This is a genomic window from Ruficoccus sp. ZRK36 (genome assembly GCF_019603315.1).
Lineage (GTDB): Bacteria > Verrucomicrobiota > Verrucomicrobiia > Opitutales > Cerasicoccaceae > Ruficoccus.
This window is the reverse complement of record NZ_CP080649.1, coordinates 1,515,618-1,529,641: the sequence shown is the minus strand read 5'-3', so window position 1 is coordinate 1,529,641 and position 14,024 is coordinate 1,515,618. Positions and strand designations below refer to the sequence as shown.

At 60.1% G+C, this 14,024-nt stretch carries 13 protein-coding genes and 1 other RNA gene; 5 read left to right on the top strand and 9 right to left on the bottom strand.

The annotated features are described in order from the left end of the window. Positions 1-180 precede the first annotated feature (180 nt). The 4 genes from K0V07_RS06795 to rnpB form a co-directional block, all read right to left on the bottom strand. The gene (locus tag K0V07_RS06795; RefSeq protein WP_189511993.1) at positions 181-276 is read right to left on the bottom strand and encodes an AURKAIP1/COX24 domain-containing protein; all 96 of its coding nucleotides are present in this window, start codon (positions 274-276) and stop codon (positions 181-183) included. A 169-nt stretch (positions 277-445) separates the two neighbouring features. Next, positions 446-1,246 (bottom strand): pseudouridine synthase, encoded by an 801-nt coding sequence (locus K0V07_RS06790; RefSeq protein WP_220623784.1) that lies wholly within the window; start codon positions 1,244-1,246, stop codon positions 446-448. A 135-nt stretch (positions 1,247-1,381) separates the two neighbouring features. After that, on the bottom strand, positions 1,382-1,633 hold the full coding sequence (rpsT, locus tag K0V07_RS06785) for a 30S ribosomal protein S20 (protein WP_220623783.1): 252 nt from the start codon (positions 1,631-1,633) through the stop codon (positions 1,382-1,384). Between the two features lie 69 nt (positions 1,634-1,702). Continuing rightward, an RNA gene (gene rnpB, locus K0V07_RS06780) (RNase P RNA component class A) lies at positions 1,703-2,080 on the bottom strand. A 137-nt stretch (positions 2,081-2,217) separates the two neighbouring features. Here rnpB and K0V07_RS06775 point away from each other — a divergent pair. Then, positions 2,218-2,883 carry a hypothetical protein gene (locus K0V07_RS06775; RefSeq protein WP_220623782.1) on the top strand — a complete coding sequence of 222 codons (666 nt, stop codon included), beginning with the start codon at positions 2,218-2,220 and terminating at the stop codon, positions 2,881-2,883. 27 nt (positions 2,884-2,910) lie between these two features. Beyond that, a complete protein-coding gene (locus K0V07_RS06770; RefSeq protein WP_220623781.1) occupies positions 2,911-3,582 on the top strand; it encodes a hypothetical protein in 672 nt (223 codons plus the stop codon). 146 nt (positions 3,583-3,728) lie between these two features. On the opposite strand, the gene K0V07_RS06765 is transcribed toward K0V07_RS06770, so the two are convergent. The 5 genes from K0V07_RS06765 to K0V07_RS06745 all read right to left on the bottom strand — a co-directional run bounded on the left by K0V07_RS06765 (position 3,729) and on the right by K0V07_RS06745 (position 9,097). Next, positions 3,729-4,106, bottom strand: coding sequence for a DUF1425 domain-containing protein (locus tag K0V07_RS06765; RefSeq protein ID WP_220623780.1), 378 nt, complete (start codon positions 4,104-4,106; stop codon positions 3,729-3,731). A 224-nt stretch (positions 4,107-4,330) separates the two neighbouring features. Next, positions 4,331-5,014 carry an ATP-binding cassette domain-containing protein gene (locus K0V07_RS06760; protein WP_220623779.1) on the bottom strand — a complete coding sequence of 228 codons (684 nt, stop codon included), beginning with the start codon at positions 5,012-5,014 and terminating at the stop codon, positions 4,331-4,333. A 4-nt stretch (positions 5,015-5,018) separates the two neighbouring features. Further along, positions 5,019-6,188 carry an ABC transporter permease DevC gene (gene devC / locus K0V07_RS06755; RefSeq protein WP_220623778.1) on the bottom strand — a complete coding sequence of 390 codons (1,170 nt, stop codon included), beginning with the start codon at positions 6,186-6,188 and terminating at the stop codon, positions 5,019-5,021. Positions 6,189-6,202: 14 nt separating this feature from the next. Beyond that, the gene (locus K0V07_RS06750; RefSeq protein ID WP_220623777.1) at positions 6,203-7,444 is read right to left on the bottom strand and encodes an HlyD family efflux transporter periplasmic adaptor subunit; all 1,242 of its coding nucleotides are present in this window, start codon (positions 7,442-7,444) and stop codon (positions 6,203-6,205) included. Positions 7,445-7,597: 153 nt separating this feature from the next. Further along, positions 7,598-9,097, bottom strand: a complete 1,500-nt coding sequence (locus K0V07_RS06745; protein ID WP_220623776.1) for a PEP-CTERM sorting domain-containing protein — start codon at positions 9,095-9,097, stop codon at positions 7,598-7,600. A 225-nt stretch (positions 9,098-9,322) separates the two neighbouring features. On the opposite strand from K0V07_RS06745, the gene hpnC reads away from it, so the two are divergent. The 3 genes from hpnC to K0V07_RS06730 all read left to right on the top strand — a co-directional run bounded on the left by hpnC (position 9,323) and on the right by K0V07_RS06730 (position 13,869). Further along, on the top strand, positions 9,323-10,198 hold the full coding sequence (hpnC, locus tag K0V07_RS06740; RefSeq protein WP_220623775.1) for a squalene synthase HpnC: 876 nt from the start codon (positions 9,323-9,325) through the stop codon (positions 10,196-10,198). Positions 10,199-10,507: 309 nt separating this feature from the next. Next, positions 10,508-12,694, top strand: a complete 2,187-nt coding sequence (gene hpnE, locus K0V07_RS06735) for a hydroxysqualene dehydroxylase HpnE (RefSeq protein ID WP_220623774.1) — start codon at positions 10,508-10,510, stop codon at positions 12,692-12,694. 536 nt (positions 12,695-13,230) lie between these two features. Further along, on the top strand, positions 13,231-13,869 hold the full coding sequence (locus K0V07_RS06730) for a hypothetical protein (RefSeq protein WP_220623773.1): 639 nt from the start codon (positions 13,231-13,233) through the stop codon (positions 13,867-13,869). The last annotated feature ends 155 nt before the right edge of the window (positions 13,870-14,024 follow it).

Genomic DNA, 14,024 nt, shown 5'->3' with positions numbered 1-14,024 from the left:
AAGCAAAGCCCACGGCACCGGATGGCGCCATGGACTTGTTAAAGCTCAGGCTACGCAGAATCGTCGGGCGACAGCATCCAGAGGGTTGGCAACATCGCAGCCGGTCAAGGCCGTGCGGAGCTTATCCCTCTGGGCATCAAAATGCGTACAACAGGTGAGTCGCGCCAAAAGGCGCAGACACTACCAGGTGCGCTTCTTGTGACGATTGGCGTGTGAACGCTTCCGCCGCTTGTGCTTGTTCATCTTGAGGCGGCGCTTCTTTTTAAGGTTACCCATGTCTGTTAATTGGCGTTAGTGATACGCAGATTCGTAAATTGGAAAAAGCAGGTGACAATGAAGCTCATCGCCCTTGAGACAAGAAAAAAATGCAAAACAGCTCGTTATTCTGCCCCATCGTCGAATTAACCCCGCAAATGCCCGACCGGGGACCCCCGCGTGGAGGCGATCAGTCTCGTGCATGCTGGCTGAGGCGGCGCTGAAGCACGCCCAGGCCCTTGGGGAGGGGCGACTCCAGCCGAGCCCCATCCGGCAGCTCCAGAGACTCCAGGTGCAGGCACAGGCCGTCATAGAGCGGCTTCTCGACCCCACGTGAGAGGTAATCACGCTTCAGGGCCGACAGGCAGATCGGGGGCGGCCCACCATAAAGCCGGTCCCCCACGACGGGCAGACCCACTTCAGCCGCGTGCAGGCGGATCTGGTGCGGACGCATGTACTTGGCCTCGGCCTTCCACCACGCGTAGTTCCCCAGCCGCTTATCCATCTGGAAAACCGTCTCGCACTTTTTTCCGCTCTGATGCGACACCAGAGCGCGCGGCTCGGTGGTGTGGACGGAAATCGGCAGGCTGCAGGTACGCTTTTTATCCCCACCATCCCAACGGGCCAGAAACCCGAAGGTAAAATTCATCAGGGCAGAGCCATAGGCATCCCGCAGCTCCTCGATTGCCTTCTCGCTGAGAGCGAGGAGCAGCACACCCGTCGTCTCAGGCTCAAGGATGTAAACATGGCGCGCAGCGGTGATCTCGTAGGGCTCCAGCTCGGGCTTACCCATCTCAACCTGCTCATTAAAGGCGGCCAACAGGCCGGGCAGGTCCGGGTGCCAGCGGTGACGGTCCGTGAGGATGCCCGCAGGCTTATCCAGAGCGAGCCAGCGACCCGGCTCGGCCCCGAGTACGGGCAGGCGCAGCGGGCGCTCCCCCAGCAGAGGCGGAGGAAAGCCGATAAAACGTTGATTTTGGGAGGATGCCATATCGAAAATGTACCGGGCACACAGCCCAGGCCAGCTGCCTATGCATTGATCCTCGAAGCGAAGTCTTTGCCAAACAAAAAAACCCCCGTTCCGGCGGGAACGGAGGTCCGTCAAAGGATCGGAACCATCCGGCGCTTAGGCCTTGGCGAAAGCCTTGGCCGAGATCGAGGACTTCTGGCGGGCAGCCTTGTTCGCGTGGATCACACCACGCTTGACAGCCTTGTCCAGGGCGGAGGCATACTCACGAGCGACCTTGGTGCCTTCTTCGCCTTCGGCGGTGCGGGCTCTCTTGGCCAGGGTCTTGAGACGGCTACGCTCGTTGCGGTTGCGCTCCGTGCGAACCTCGGTCTTGCGGATGTACTTCTGGGCTTGTTTGGTGTTGGCCATGGAAAATCGAGTTGGGAAAATGGAAAAGGGGAGGAAATTACGTTTCTTCCCTCCCCTGTCAACGGTAAAAATAATCAGGGGGTCATAAGCCGGATTCTGTCGCCGCCGAAGCGGCTGCTCTCATTTATCTGACGCGCAAGCGCGTCTCCCCGAAGGGATGCGACCTACCCGGGACCGTATGGACGGGCCGCCCGGTCCCCTACACTGTCTTGCACCGGAATGGGTTTACCCTGCCCGCGCGGTTACCCGCAAGCGGCGGTGGGCTCTTACCCCACCTTTTCACCCTTACCCCACGCCGAGGCGCGAGGCGGTTTGTTTTCTGTGGCACTGGCCGTCAAGGCTGGCTCGCGCCGCCCTGCCCCGGCTTTCACCGGGAATCCTGCCCTATGATGTCCGGACTTTCCTCGACCCGGCGCAAGCGCCGAGCCGCGAGAGCTCACCCCTGAAAATTGTAAAAAGAACAGAGGACAAACATCCGCCTCTTTTCCCCCTGCGTCAACTGCGGATTAACATGCCGGATACACCTTACGGATACAAGATACGAGCTTGCCCCATAGAATCGGCCACAGTTTATTCATTTCGCCATGCCTAAGCCCACACTATTGTTTTTATTTCTGTCCGTTTCCCTCTCGATATTTCAAGTCAAACTGCATGCACAAGACCCTCAGGCCTTGATGGATGAAACGCATTTCACATCAACCTACCTTCATAGGTCACACTCCGTATGGTGGATTCCAAGTGCCTATTGGGAGCTCTCACTGCGTCAAGAAAGTGAGTTAACTGAACGGGAGATCAACGAGGTTCTACGTATTTTTGATCCCTACCTGCTCATCATTGTCATCGACGCCAAGATTAACGATGACGGCACAACAAACTGCAGTTCACTTTCGGAGATATGGGCGAAAAGTGAGTTAACAGTGAATGGCAATCTGACATCACCCATCCCAACCACAAAATTATCAGAGGACATGCGTAAAATGCTCAAAGTTTTTCGGCCATTCCTAAAAAACTTACTAGGTAGACTAGGCGAAGGCGCACAATTCCTGGTCTACTCAAATACTGAAGATACTCGCATAGATAGTCGCCTCCCTGGTTCAATAACGCTTAAACTCGGAGATGAAACCTTTCGCTGGCGCTTGCCACTGGGCAGTCTCTTACCGCCCAAAATCGACCCCAAGACCGACGAGACCTTTCCGGGTAATTACAACTTCAACCCCTACACCGGGGATGAGCTGACGGTCGAGAAGTAAACAGCCACCTCCGCGTTGCCGCCCACCATGCCCTCCGCGACCGAAGAGAAGATCATCCGCAGTCTGGACTTCAAGACGGACCAGCGCGAGGCCGCGCTGCGGCAGGCACAGTTCCACTGCGAGCTGCTCGATGACTACATCCGGCAGGAGTTTACGGTCAAGCCCGGCTACACCGTGGAGCACGAGAGCAGCAGCCCCGGCAACCACACCTACGCCATCCGCAAGGGCTCCGGCGAGCTGACCGTGGAGACGAACTTCGGGCTCAACACCACCTACGGCCCCGGCGGCCCCCGCAATTTCTACACCCTCAACCTTGAGGCCAGCCACCGCAACACCGCCCTCGACAATACCGCCGAGGTCAATGATGTGCTCGTGTGGTGCCTGCGTTGTGGCGTCGGAGTGCTCTTCGCCGTACCGATGCTCGTCGTTACCACCCGGTTCAACCACCCGGCCACCGCCAAGGCAATGATGGTAATTGTAGCGGGAGCCGTAGCACTGGGCGGGGCCACCGGCAGCTATGTCGGTACGCTGATCGGACGGGGCATTTTCGCCATCCGCCAGAAGCAGCTCAACCACGCCGGGCAGCTCGACTCGATGCAGGATGAGTGGAGTTTTCTGAGCTCGATCATCGAAGATATCATGATCGAGAACGAAGGCTTCGCCTACAACCACTACAACGGCGGCAACGCCTACGACTAGAGCACTTTCGTTTTAAACACGTGCAACCGAGTGGGAACCACCGGCATCCGTATCCACTCGACGACTACACAAAAAATCCTCCGCGGCGCAGGCCGGGAGGATTTTTTATAACGGCAGGCGCGCTGCCGGAAAGTTCAGCCACGGGCTTACTTACCCAGTACGATGCGCGGGTAGACCGCGAGCGGATCAGGCTGCTCGGCCTTCACGAACCCGAAGTCGCCGGGCGCGATCTGCAGCTTCTTGGTTTCGGGATCGTTGATCAGCAGGCCATTGAGGTTAAACCACTCAACCCGATAGTTGATCGTGATCGGTTTGTCGGTCTCGTTGGTGATATTGGCCTGCAGGACCTTGTTGTTCTTAATCTCGCCGTCCACCAGATCGACCTTGATCTGCTTTTGCAGGACCGGGTCGGCGTAGGCGATACGCTGGGTCTTGTAATCGACGTTCGAGCTGGTCGTACCACAGCCGGCCAGGAAGAACACCGCGATGAGAGAAAACAGGGCAAATCCGAATGTCTTTTTCATAAATCTCTGTTGGCGTTATAGGTTAAGGAAAGCTTAACCCTATTCATTTTTTACGCCTTTTACAGGCAATTCTGTAAAAAGACGCAGAGATAAATCCAGCAGGAGTCCCCTCAGCCGAAGTAAACCCAGTCAACCTCGCACGATAACCGCCGTTACAAATTCCGTCGCGCTGGCGGCGGAATCAGTGATGAGGAAGCATCACGGGTGCAGGGCGTTGCCCTGCCTTATGACTTGGTCAGGATGCCGTCTTCCAGCTCGATGATGCGGTCGGCCACGTCGAGGATGCGGCTGTCGTGGGTGACGAGCAGGATCGTCGCGCCGGACTGCTTGGCCAAGCGCTGAATGTGGTCCACCACCTCGCGGCCGGTCTTGCCGTCGAGCGAGGCGGTCGGCTCATCCGCCAGCACGATGCGCGGATCGTGAACGAGCGCACGGGCGATAGCGACGCGCTGCTTCTGCCCGCCGGAGAGCTGCGAGGGCTTCTTGTTTACATGCTCCTCCAGCCCGACCTGTTTCAAGATGTCGAGCGCCTGCGGGCGGGCACTGCGGGCCGTCTCCTTCGGGTTAAAGGACAGGGGCATCATGACGTTCTGGCACACGTCGAGCGAGGCGATCAAGTGGTGGTTCTGGAAAATGAAGCCGATCTTGCGGCGCACCTGCACGAGGTCCTCCTTGCGGCCTTTTTCCAGGTGCTGCCCGTCAATCTCGATGCTCCCCTTTTGCACCGTGCGCAGGCCGCCAAGGAGCTTCAGGAAGGTGGTCTTACCCGAGCCCGACGGGCCCATGATGATGACGATTTCGCCGGGGTAAAAGTCCGCCGAAACGCCGTGCAGCACCTCCTTCATCCCCTCCCCTTCACGGAAGGAGTAGTGCAGGTCTTTGACGCGGATAATGGGTTGGCGGCTCATGGTGCTAGAAGATTTCAGCCGGGTTGGCATGGCGGAGCTTGCGGGTAGCCAGGGCACCGGCGGTCAGACACATAAAGAGCGTGAGGCCGAAGATGATGGCGCAGTTGGTCAGGCTGAGATACGTGGCCATATGCGCGATGTGCCGGGTAAAGTAAAACAGCCCCCAGGTGAAGAGCGTCCCCGGGATAAACCCGAACACACTGAGGATAACGGACTCCTGCAGGATGACGCTCGTAAAGTAGCTGTCGCGGAAGCCGATGGACTTGAGCGTCGCGTATTCTTCGAGGTGGTCGTTCACATCTGTATAGAGAATCTGATACACGATGACCGCGCCCACAATCAGTGCCACAGCCATTGACGCGGTGATGACGAAGCCGATCGGCGTGCGTTCGCGCCAGTACTGCATCTCGTAGTCGAGGAAAGCCTGCCGGGTGTAGACGCGCACATCGTCGGGCAGGTAGTCGCTCATGGCCTTGGCCACGGCATCGACGTCGGAGCCGGGCTTGAGGCGGATCATCCCAAGGCTGACCACGGAGGGGTCACCGCCCGGCCATAGCGGCAGAAAGGTATCCCGGCTCGCGAGCATGTTGCCATCAGCGACGAAGGTGGGGGAAATCGAAAACAGGCCTTCGATGGTCATACGCTTGTTGGCGACCTCGGTCACGGCCTCGCCGGTCTCGTCCACCTCCTGCACAAACGGCCCCAGCTCGGGGCGCGAGAGGCGGTCGTAGAGGGCGACGCCGTCGCGCTTCAGCTTCCAGCGCTGGGACTCGATCTCCGGGTCATCCCAAGCCTGCACCGCCGGGTCCCAGGCCATGATAAAAACTTCGCGCGTGGTGCGCTTGGCGGTATTGAGCATGGGGAGGCTGCCGACATAGAGCGGCACCGTCTGCTCGACCTCGGGCTCGCCCTCAGCCTGGATCAGACGGCGCAACGGGAAGCCCTTGCTCACGCCCAGATACTCGTACTGGCTGCTGACCATGAAGATGTCTGCGGCCATGCGGGCATGGGGGCCGACCACCTGCTTGAACAGTGCGGAGTTGAGCCCCATCTGGAACATCATCATCGTCACGGCAAAAGTGATCCCCGCCACCGCCGCGAAGAAGCGCTTCTTCTCCTTGATGAGGTTCAGCCAAGCCAGCGGGATGCCCAGCGGCATGAGTTTGTTTAACATGATCGGACCGGGGACTAGGGCTTGATCTTCACGGTGACCTGCGCGCCGATGAGGCTGCGCACGGCGGCCGGGTCGTCCAGCTTGATGCGGACCTGAACCACGCGCTGGTCGGCGTAGGCGGTCGGGTCCCGGCTAAAGATGGCGTTGGCGGCGATCTGCATGCCCACGCGGTCGACCTTGCCGCTCAGTTCACCGCTAAGCGGCTGCCCTGAAATCGTGGCGCTCTGCCCGGCTTTGACCCGCGAAACATCGTCCACGTACACCTCGGCCTCCACAAACATATCCGTGGTATCGGCAAGCGTGACCAGTCCGGCGGGCGGGATGACGGCCTCTCCGGGCCAGACGTTGACCGCGAGCACGACCCCGTCCATCGGCGCTGTCACAGTCGCCTGTGCGAGACGGGCCTTGGCCTGATCGACAGCGGCCTGTGCGGCGGCGATCTGGGCAGCAGCAGCTTCGGCTTCGGCGCTTGCCTGCGCCTGCTGGGCCTCGGCGATGGCCTTCTGGCCAAGGATGGACGCACGCTCCGAGGCGATCACATCCACCTGAGCGGCGGCGGCATCAGCCTTGGACTGCGCGGCGGTGTAGGCGGACTTCAGTTCGTTGTCCTGCGAAATTTTGGTCGCCCCGAGCTTCTTGATCTCAAGCGCGAGGATGCGCTGCTTGGACTGGAGCTGCACGCGGTCCTTCGTACCGGGGTCCCACTCCTTGATCAGACGCGTGTACTCGTCGATCTCGCCCTGGATGCGGTCAACAGCAGCCTGATGCTCGGCCTCGGCACGAGCGATAGCTTTCTGCGCCTGATCGACACCCGTTTGTGCGGCAGAGGCTTCCTTCTGGGCGGCGGAGACGCGCGCATCCAGCGACTGAAGCTGGCTGTCGTAGATCGCGACCTGCTTCCCGGCAATATCCACTGAGGATGAGACGGCGACAGAGCGGGATTGCGCCACCGCGACGTCCTTCTCCGCAGCAGTCACGGAGGCCTGCAGCAGCGGCTGCGTGGTCAGCACCGCCAGCGGGTCGCCTTTCTTCACCGTGGCACCGGGAGTGGTTTTCAGATCTGCGACGATGGCCTGGCCGGTCTCGCCGGCAGGAGCGGCCACCTGCACACTACCCTCGCCGGGGACGATCTTGCCCAGAGCGGCGACGAGGCGGGACTCGCTTTGCCCATGTGCCAGGGATACGGCAGCCAGCGGGAGCAATAGCGTAAAAACGCGCAGGGCCAGCGGCTTGCACCAAGGGGAAATTCGCATCATAGGGAGGCAAATATGCCCATCCCTGCCCAGACTTCAACACGTTTCACCGGACAGTTTTCCCGTTAAACGCCTTCATCCAATTGCTCAATCGGCACAAAAAAGCTCCACCCGCCTAGGCAGATGGAGCTCAAAAGAGTTAGACCGTTACGGGGTCTATTTGCGGCGGCGGCGATAAAGCACCACCATTAGCACCCCCACTCCGAAGAGCATGGCGTAGGTGCTCGGCTCCGGCACTACGACATCATCACTCAGGATATTGATGTAGATGATCTCGCCGTTAGCGACAGTGATCAGCGGATTCTCCCCATCCTTCTGGATGAAGTCCGAGTACGGGAAGCCGTAGACCGTGTTGTCTGAGTTTTCGGCAACGATGAGCGCATACACGCTGTAGTAGTCCGGGTCACTCGGCTGAGCCCCATCAAAGAAATACTCAATGCCGGTGGCTTCGCCCAGTTCGAGGATCTGACCGGAGTTCAGATCGCCGAGGAGCCCCTGAATCGATCCCTCATCTACCGGTGTGATGCTGCCCCAGGCTCCGAGCAGGAAGCCCACATAAAAGTCTTCAACCGCACCGTTAATCGCCTGCATAATGGCTGCCGTTTCAGGGTTACCAGGATCGTTCAGGTCGATACCATCCAGCCCAGGTCCAGAGATGCTGATGGCATTGCTCGTCTCGCCATTTTGCTCCTTGAGCTTAATCGTCTGGGTCTCCGCATCGTATTCAAGCTCAGTGGACGCATAGGAGGGTGCCTTGTAAATCGTCTCTGACTCCAAACCGTCACTGCCGATGGTCAGCGTCAGCCCCGTGTAGTCATTAGAGCCTGTGGATAGAGAGCCACCGGAAAAGGTAGCGGTCGGGTCGGACTCTGTGCCAGAGATCGATCCGTTATTAAAAGTCCAGCTAACCCCGGCTGCGGTACGGTTCATCGACATCGTCGTGGCGTTCTGTCGCAGGGTGTTCACATAACCGGAAAAAGATACGTAGGGCTCTGTCTTACCCGCAGGCAGCGGAGCAACCGTAGAGGGGGCAATAAAGCGCACCACATCGGAATATGAAGAGGTATTCACACCATAACCGTTGTTCCCCAGGACAAATCCGGCCCCGTTGTAGGGATTGGACGGCGTGCTGGGAGTCGCAGCATTGGCGATGGCACTCTCTAGCAGGCTGTTATAGAAAGCGTTGTAGGTCTTGGTGTAGCCCGTGTAGGTGCTGCTGTTGGAGTACTTGCTCAGGGACACAGGGACCGAGGTCCAGTCGGTGGCGGTGATGTCGGCATTACCGCCATTGAGCCCAGCCGCATTCACGGTCAGTTCCACCTTGTCGAAGCGCTTGTAGTAGTCCGTGCTGCTGGTGTTGTTAAAGCCGCCGAGCGTAGCATCATCCAGGGTCTGGCCGATTGAGTAGCCGATACGTCCCGAGTTGACGCTGTCGATCTGGATATTAGCGACGCCACCGTTCCCGGAGACGAGCATCCCGTTCGTCGGTGTCACCGACTGACCGGCCGTAAAAGAAAAACCACCATCGAAGTACAGATACACGTCTTCGGAACGCGTGTTCGTAAACTGGTAGGTGACGCTTTCCGCCACGAGACTCGCAGCGGGAAGGAGCAAGGCTGCTCCAAGTGAAAGAGTAAAGGGGGATTTAATTTTCATGCGCGCTGAAAGGATTTGTCGTTTTAATGACGTGCATCACATCTTATAATAAGGCATTCGCCTGTCAATCTCCGTCGGCGACCCTGTAGATGATAGCAGAAAAGCTGTCTAGTTCAGCCCGACACCATAAGGCCCCTTGCCGGATCTGAATAGCGGCAGCAGTACAACTCCGGCCAAGAGCAGACTTGCCCCGGTGCCCCGGTGTGGCTTTGCTGGGGCGTTTCCATGATGACCGTCGACGAATCCTACGCGCGCTGCCACGATCTGACCCGCGAGCACTACGAGAACTTCCCCGTGGCCCGGCTCGTCCCCAAGGCGATCCGCCCCTACGTGAGTGCGGTCTACGCCTTTGCGCGCACGGCGGACGACCTCGCCGACGAGGGCTGGGGCCAGAGCGCCAGCCCCACCCCGCAGGAGCGTGTGACCGCCCTCGACGCCTACGAGGAGCAGCTCGTCAACGCCGCAGAGGGCCGCGCCGTCTGCGACGAGTACGCGTGGATATTTCTCGCCGTCGCCGACACCATGAAAAAGACCGGTGCCCCGCTTCAGCTCTTTCGCGACCTCTTGAGCGCTTTTAAGCAGGACTGCGTAAAACTGCGCTACGAGACCTTTGACGAGGTGCTCGACTACTGCCGCCGTAGCGCCAACCCGGTCGGCCGCCTCGTGCTCATCCTCCACGGCCACGCCGACGAGCAGAAGTTCGCCTGGTCGGACCAGATCTGCTCTGCGCTCCAGCTGGCCAACTTCTGGCAGGACGTCAGCATCGATATCAAAAAGGACGGCCGCGTCTACATCCCGCTGGAGGACTGGGCCACCTACGGCGTGACCGAGGAGATGTTCTCCAGCCCGCCCGCTACGGAGCAATTTCGCCGCTGCATGCAGTTCCAGGTCGAGCGCACCTATGCGATGTTCAAGGAGGGCCGCGTCCTGAGCCGCCATCTGCCCTTCCCGCTGAGCATGGAGATCCGCATCACCTGGCTCGGCGGGCAGACGATCCTGGACAAGATCATCGCCGCCAACTACGACACCGTCAGCGCCCGCCCCAAGATCAACGCCTTCGACAAGGTCAAGCTCCTGCAAAAAGCCGCCTTCACGCGCTAAGCTGTGTTTTCGCGGGGCTGCGCGCCCCGCACCCGCGGCAGCCGCAGGCTGCACTTCGATGCTGCGCATCGTGTCAGCGATTAGTGAAAACAGCTAAGCTGTTTTCACTAATCGCTGAGCAGAGTATCAAAACTCGGGCACCTCATTGATGTCCTTGAGCTCGGTACCCATAAAAGTGGCGCTATGGCATTTTCTCCTGAAAATGCCAAGGTGATCCGCAGGATCACAGGTGCAGGACACTGTCCTGCCAATAGAGCCTTGCCATAGCGCCGTATTATCCTGACAACTAGCGGCTTCCCCGAAGTACCCATGTCCTCCGAGTCGAAAGAGGCGGTCAAAGCCCGCAAGAAATCCAATCTCGCCTACACCTTTATGTCGCTCGATCCCGAGCGCCGCGAAGCGATGGCGGTGTTTTACGATTTCTGCCGCGTGGCCGACGACATCGCCGACGAACCCGGACGCACCGACGAAGAAAAACGCACGGAGTTTGCCGCCTGGCGCGAGGAGATCGAGGCCTGTTACCAGCCCGAGCCCGGCGAACTGAAGCTCATGCACGAGCTCAAGCCCGTCATCGACCGCTTCGGGGTGGAAAAGGCCGACCTGCTCGCCATCATCGACGGGGTCTCCATGGACATCGGAGGGGCACGCTTCGCCAGCTTCGTGGACCTGAAAAAATACTGCTACGGAGTCGCCTCGGCCGTCGGCCTGGTCTCGATCAAGATTTTCGGCTGCACCCACCCGCGCACCCCGGAGTTTGCGGAGACACTCGGCTACGCCCTGCAATTTACCAACATCCTGCGCGACGTGGTCGAGGACAAGGTCAAGATGGGCCGCGTCTACCTGCCGCAGGACGAGCTGGCCGCGCTCGGAATCAGCGAGGACGACCTCGCCGACCCCACCCGCAACCCCGCCTGCCAGAAGCTCTTCCGGCTCTGCTACTACCGCTGCAAACACTTCTTTAACAAAGCCCGGCGGCTCCTGCCCGACTCCGAGCGCCAGCACCTCAAAGCCGCCCTCGTCATGGGCGCTATCTACGAGGACATCCTGGACAAAATCGCGGCCAACGACTTCGCGATCACGGTCGAGCGCACCCGCCTCTCCAAGGGCCGCAAACTGCGCCTGATGCTGCGTACGCTGCGCCAGATCAAGGGCGAGCCGCAGGCCCGCAGTCTGCCCGGGAGGGCCGCTGTGCTCGGTGGCGGCGTGGCCGGGATCACTGCCGCGCTTGAGCTGGGCATCCAGGGCTTTACGCCGCACCTCTACGAGGCACGCACCTATCTGGGTGGCCGCGCCCACAGCCTGACCGATGCCGCTACCGGCCTGACCATCGACAACGGCCAGCACATCGTCATGGGCTGCTACACGGGATTTCTGCAACTGGTGGAGCTGCTCGGCATCGGCGATAAACTCGAGCGCCAGCCGCGCCTGAAGGTCCCCTACGTCAGCCCCGGCGGACGCTGGTCCGAGCTGGCCTCCCAGCCCCTACCCGGCTCCCTCGCGCTGCTTGGGGGCCTGTTTAAATTTTCCGAACTCAGCACCGCCGACCGGCTGGGCATCCTGCGCATGGGCGTCGTCATGCGCTTGGAGGCTGCCCCGGCTGCCGATGAGACCGCTGGTGACTGGATGGCCCGCCACGGGCAAACCGCCGGAGCCATCCGCGCCCTGTGGGAGCCGTTCTGCGTGGCCGCGCTAAATGAGACGCTCGCCACTGCCAGCGCCCGCCTGCTGCACGAGACGCTGCGCCGCTCGCTCTTCGGCAAGTCCGACGCCGCCGACATCATCGTGAGCAAGGTCGGCCTCAGCGAGCTGTTCCAGCCCGAGGCCGAGCTCTTCCTGAAAAGCATCGGCGGAGGCGTCCATCTTTCCTCTAAAATCGCCGCCCTCGAAATCACCGGCGAGCGCGTCAGCGCTGCCCTGACCCCGCGCGGCGAGCGCATCGAGGCGGAGCTGTTCGTCAGCGCCCTGCCCTGGACCGCCCTGCGCGGCCTACTACCCGAGGACTCACCCCTGCGCGCCCACGTCGAGGCCATCGGCTCGGCGCCCATCATGGGTATCCATCTGGTGACGGATCGCCCGCTCTACACCAACGGGGCGGACTTCGTCGGGCTGCTCGACTCGCCCGTACACTGGGTCTTTGACCGCACCCACACGCTCCCGCCCGAGCACAACGGCAAGCACCTCTACGCCGTCATCGCCAGCGCCGCCCAGCAGTGGCTGGACATGAAAAGCGACGAGATCGTCGCCACCCTGCGCACCGAGCTGGAGAGGTTTTTCCCCGCCGCCAAAGAGATGGAGATCAGCCGCTCGCTCGTTTACAAGAGTCGCGACGCCACCTTTGCCGCGCAACCGGTGACCGAGCTTCACCGTCCCAGCCCGACTGCCGCCCCCTGGCCCAACCTTCTGCTGGCCGGCGACTGGACCGCCACCGGCCTGCCCGCCACCCTCGAAGGCGCCGCCCTCAGCGGCTTCGCCATCAGCGAGGCTCTGGACCGGTAGGTATATTTTGAGGATGGGAAAATAATGTGATTAAGGCCGGAAGCAATAAAACCGCCTCAACCAGTATCAGTCCAATCACTGAAGATTTAATCATGGACGATAAACCACCGACTCCGATAACGGAGTAAGCCCAGGTACCACAATAGACAAACGAGAATAAATAGTATCCTAGTAACCTGTGCCGAAGCCTCTTTCCATATCCCTCATCTGCAAGCTTGGCCAGTAATAGCATTGCGCCAACCGGCAAAACTATCGCAAGGAAAAGCCACACAATCCCCAACAACTCCCAGTACGAGTTAACTCCAGTTGTCATCGCCTCACTCGCAAGCCCAACGCCTCCTAAGGCAGCCAGCAACGCCATTGGAGTTAAAGCTATAAGGCAGCACAACAATATCACACGCTGTATTCGAACTATCATCGCCAGCAGGGAGCAGTAACGTTACCAAGAAAGTTCTACCATCACCCTGTTGCAAGCAGTCTTTACGTTAGCCAACCAATAAGATTTTTCATTACGTCATTTCTTACTCAATCCACCCATGTCCCTGATTCTGATACCTACCGCTTTTGAGGCTGCGCCGTTCGTGCATAAACTCGGGCATGCCGCTTCCTACCAGATGGGGCGCCGCCCGGCGTGGGTCGGCGAAATCGGGAAGCAGACCGTGCACGTCTCGCTCATCGGGATGGGGCCGGTCCACTGTGTCGAGCCCGCCGTCGAGGCCATCCGCCTGGTCAAACCCAAGCGGGTCATCCTGGCCGGGTTCGGAGGCGCACTCGGTCCTTCGCTCCAGCGCGGGGACATCGTGATCGACCGCGGCGAGGGAAAAATCCATACCGCCGCCGACGTCGTCTCCACCCCTGCCGAGAAGGCCGCCATCTTTGAAAAAACCGGCTGCCCGGTCGTCGATATGGAGTCCGCTCCCGTAGCCGAAGCCACCACCGCCGCAGGCGTGCCGCTGACCGTCATCCGCGCCATCAGCGACACCGCCACAGAGGAGATGCCCGCTTTTCTCGACAAGGGATTCGACCGCGCACGCGGCAAGGAAACCCCGCTGCGCATGGCCGCGCACCTGCTCACCCACCCCGGCGACATCTTCCGCCTGCGTCGCCTGCTGCGCACTTGGGACCCCGTCCGCCACGCCCTCGCCGAGGCCATTGCCGCCGAGCTAGCCCAGTAGCGGGGCTGAGTACCTCCGCTGGCATTGATGGGGCTCTGCCCCATCGCTCCTTTCAGTCGCTGCCCCGACAACTCATCAAAAAATGGGGCGCCACCAGGACAAGTCGTGGACCAATGAACACATCTAAACCACAAAGACATTTGGGCGGGCTCGTG

Coding starts and splice junctions, on each gene's coding strand:
- K0V07_RS06745 (WP_220623776.1), bottom strand. CDS start 9,097: ATGAAAATTAAATCCCCCTTTACTCTTTCACTTGGAGCAGCCTTGCTC.
- K0V07_RS06790 (WP_220623784.1), bottom strand. CDS start 1,246: ATGGCATCCTCCCAAAATCAACGTTTTATCGGCTTTCCTCCGCCTCTG.
- hpnC (WP_220623775.1), top strand. CDS start 9,323: ATGATGACCGTCGACGAATCCTACGCGCGCTGCCACGATCTGACCCGC.
- K0V07_RS06730 (WP_220623773.1), top strand. CDS start 13,231: ATGTCCCTGATTCTGATACCTACCGCTTTTGAGGCTGCGCCGTTCGTG.
- devC (WP_220623778.1), bottom strand. CDS start 6,188: ATGTTAAACAAACTCATGCCGCTGGGCATCCCGCTGGCTTGGCTGAAC.
- K0V07_RS06760 (WP_220623779.1), bottom strand. CDS start 5,014: ATGAGCCGCCAACCCATTATCCGCGTCAAAGACCTGCACTACTCCTTC.
- K0V07_RS06770 (WP_220623781.1), top strand. CDS start 2,911: ATGCCCTCCGCGACCGAAGAGAAGATCATCCGCAGTCTGGACTTCAAG.
- rpsT (WP_220623783.1), bottom strand. CDS start 1,633: ATGGCCAACACCAAACAAGCCCAGAAGTACATCCGCAAGACCGAGGTT.
- hpnE (WP_220623774.1), top strand. CDS start 10,508: ATGTCCTCCGAGTCGAAAGAGGCGGTCAAAGCCCGCAAGAAATCCAAT.
- K0V07_RS06775 (WP_220623782.1), top strand. CDS start 2,218: ATGCCTAAGCCCACACTATTGTTTTTATTTCTGTCCGTTTCCCTCTCG.
- K0V07_RS06765 (WP_220623780.1), bottom strand. CDS start 4,106: ATGAAAAAGACATTCGGATTTGCCCTGTTTTCTCTCATCGCGGTGTTC.
- K0V07_RS06795 (WP_189511993.1), bottom strand. CDS start 276: ATGGGTAACCTTAAAAAGAAGCGCCGCCTCAAGATGAACAAGCACAAG.
- K0V07_RS06750 (WP_220623777.1), bottom strand. CDS start 7,444: ATGATGCGAATTTCCCCTTGGTGCAAGCCGCTGGCCCTGCGCGTTTTT.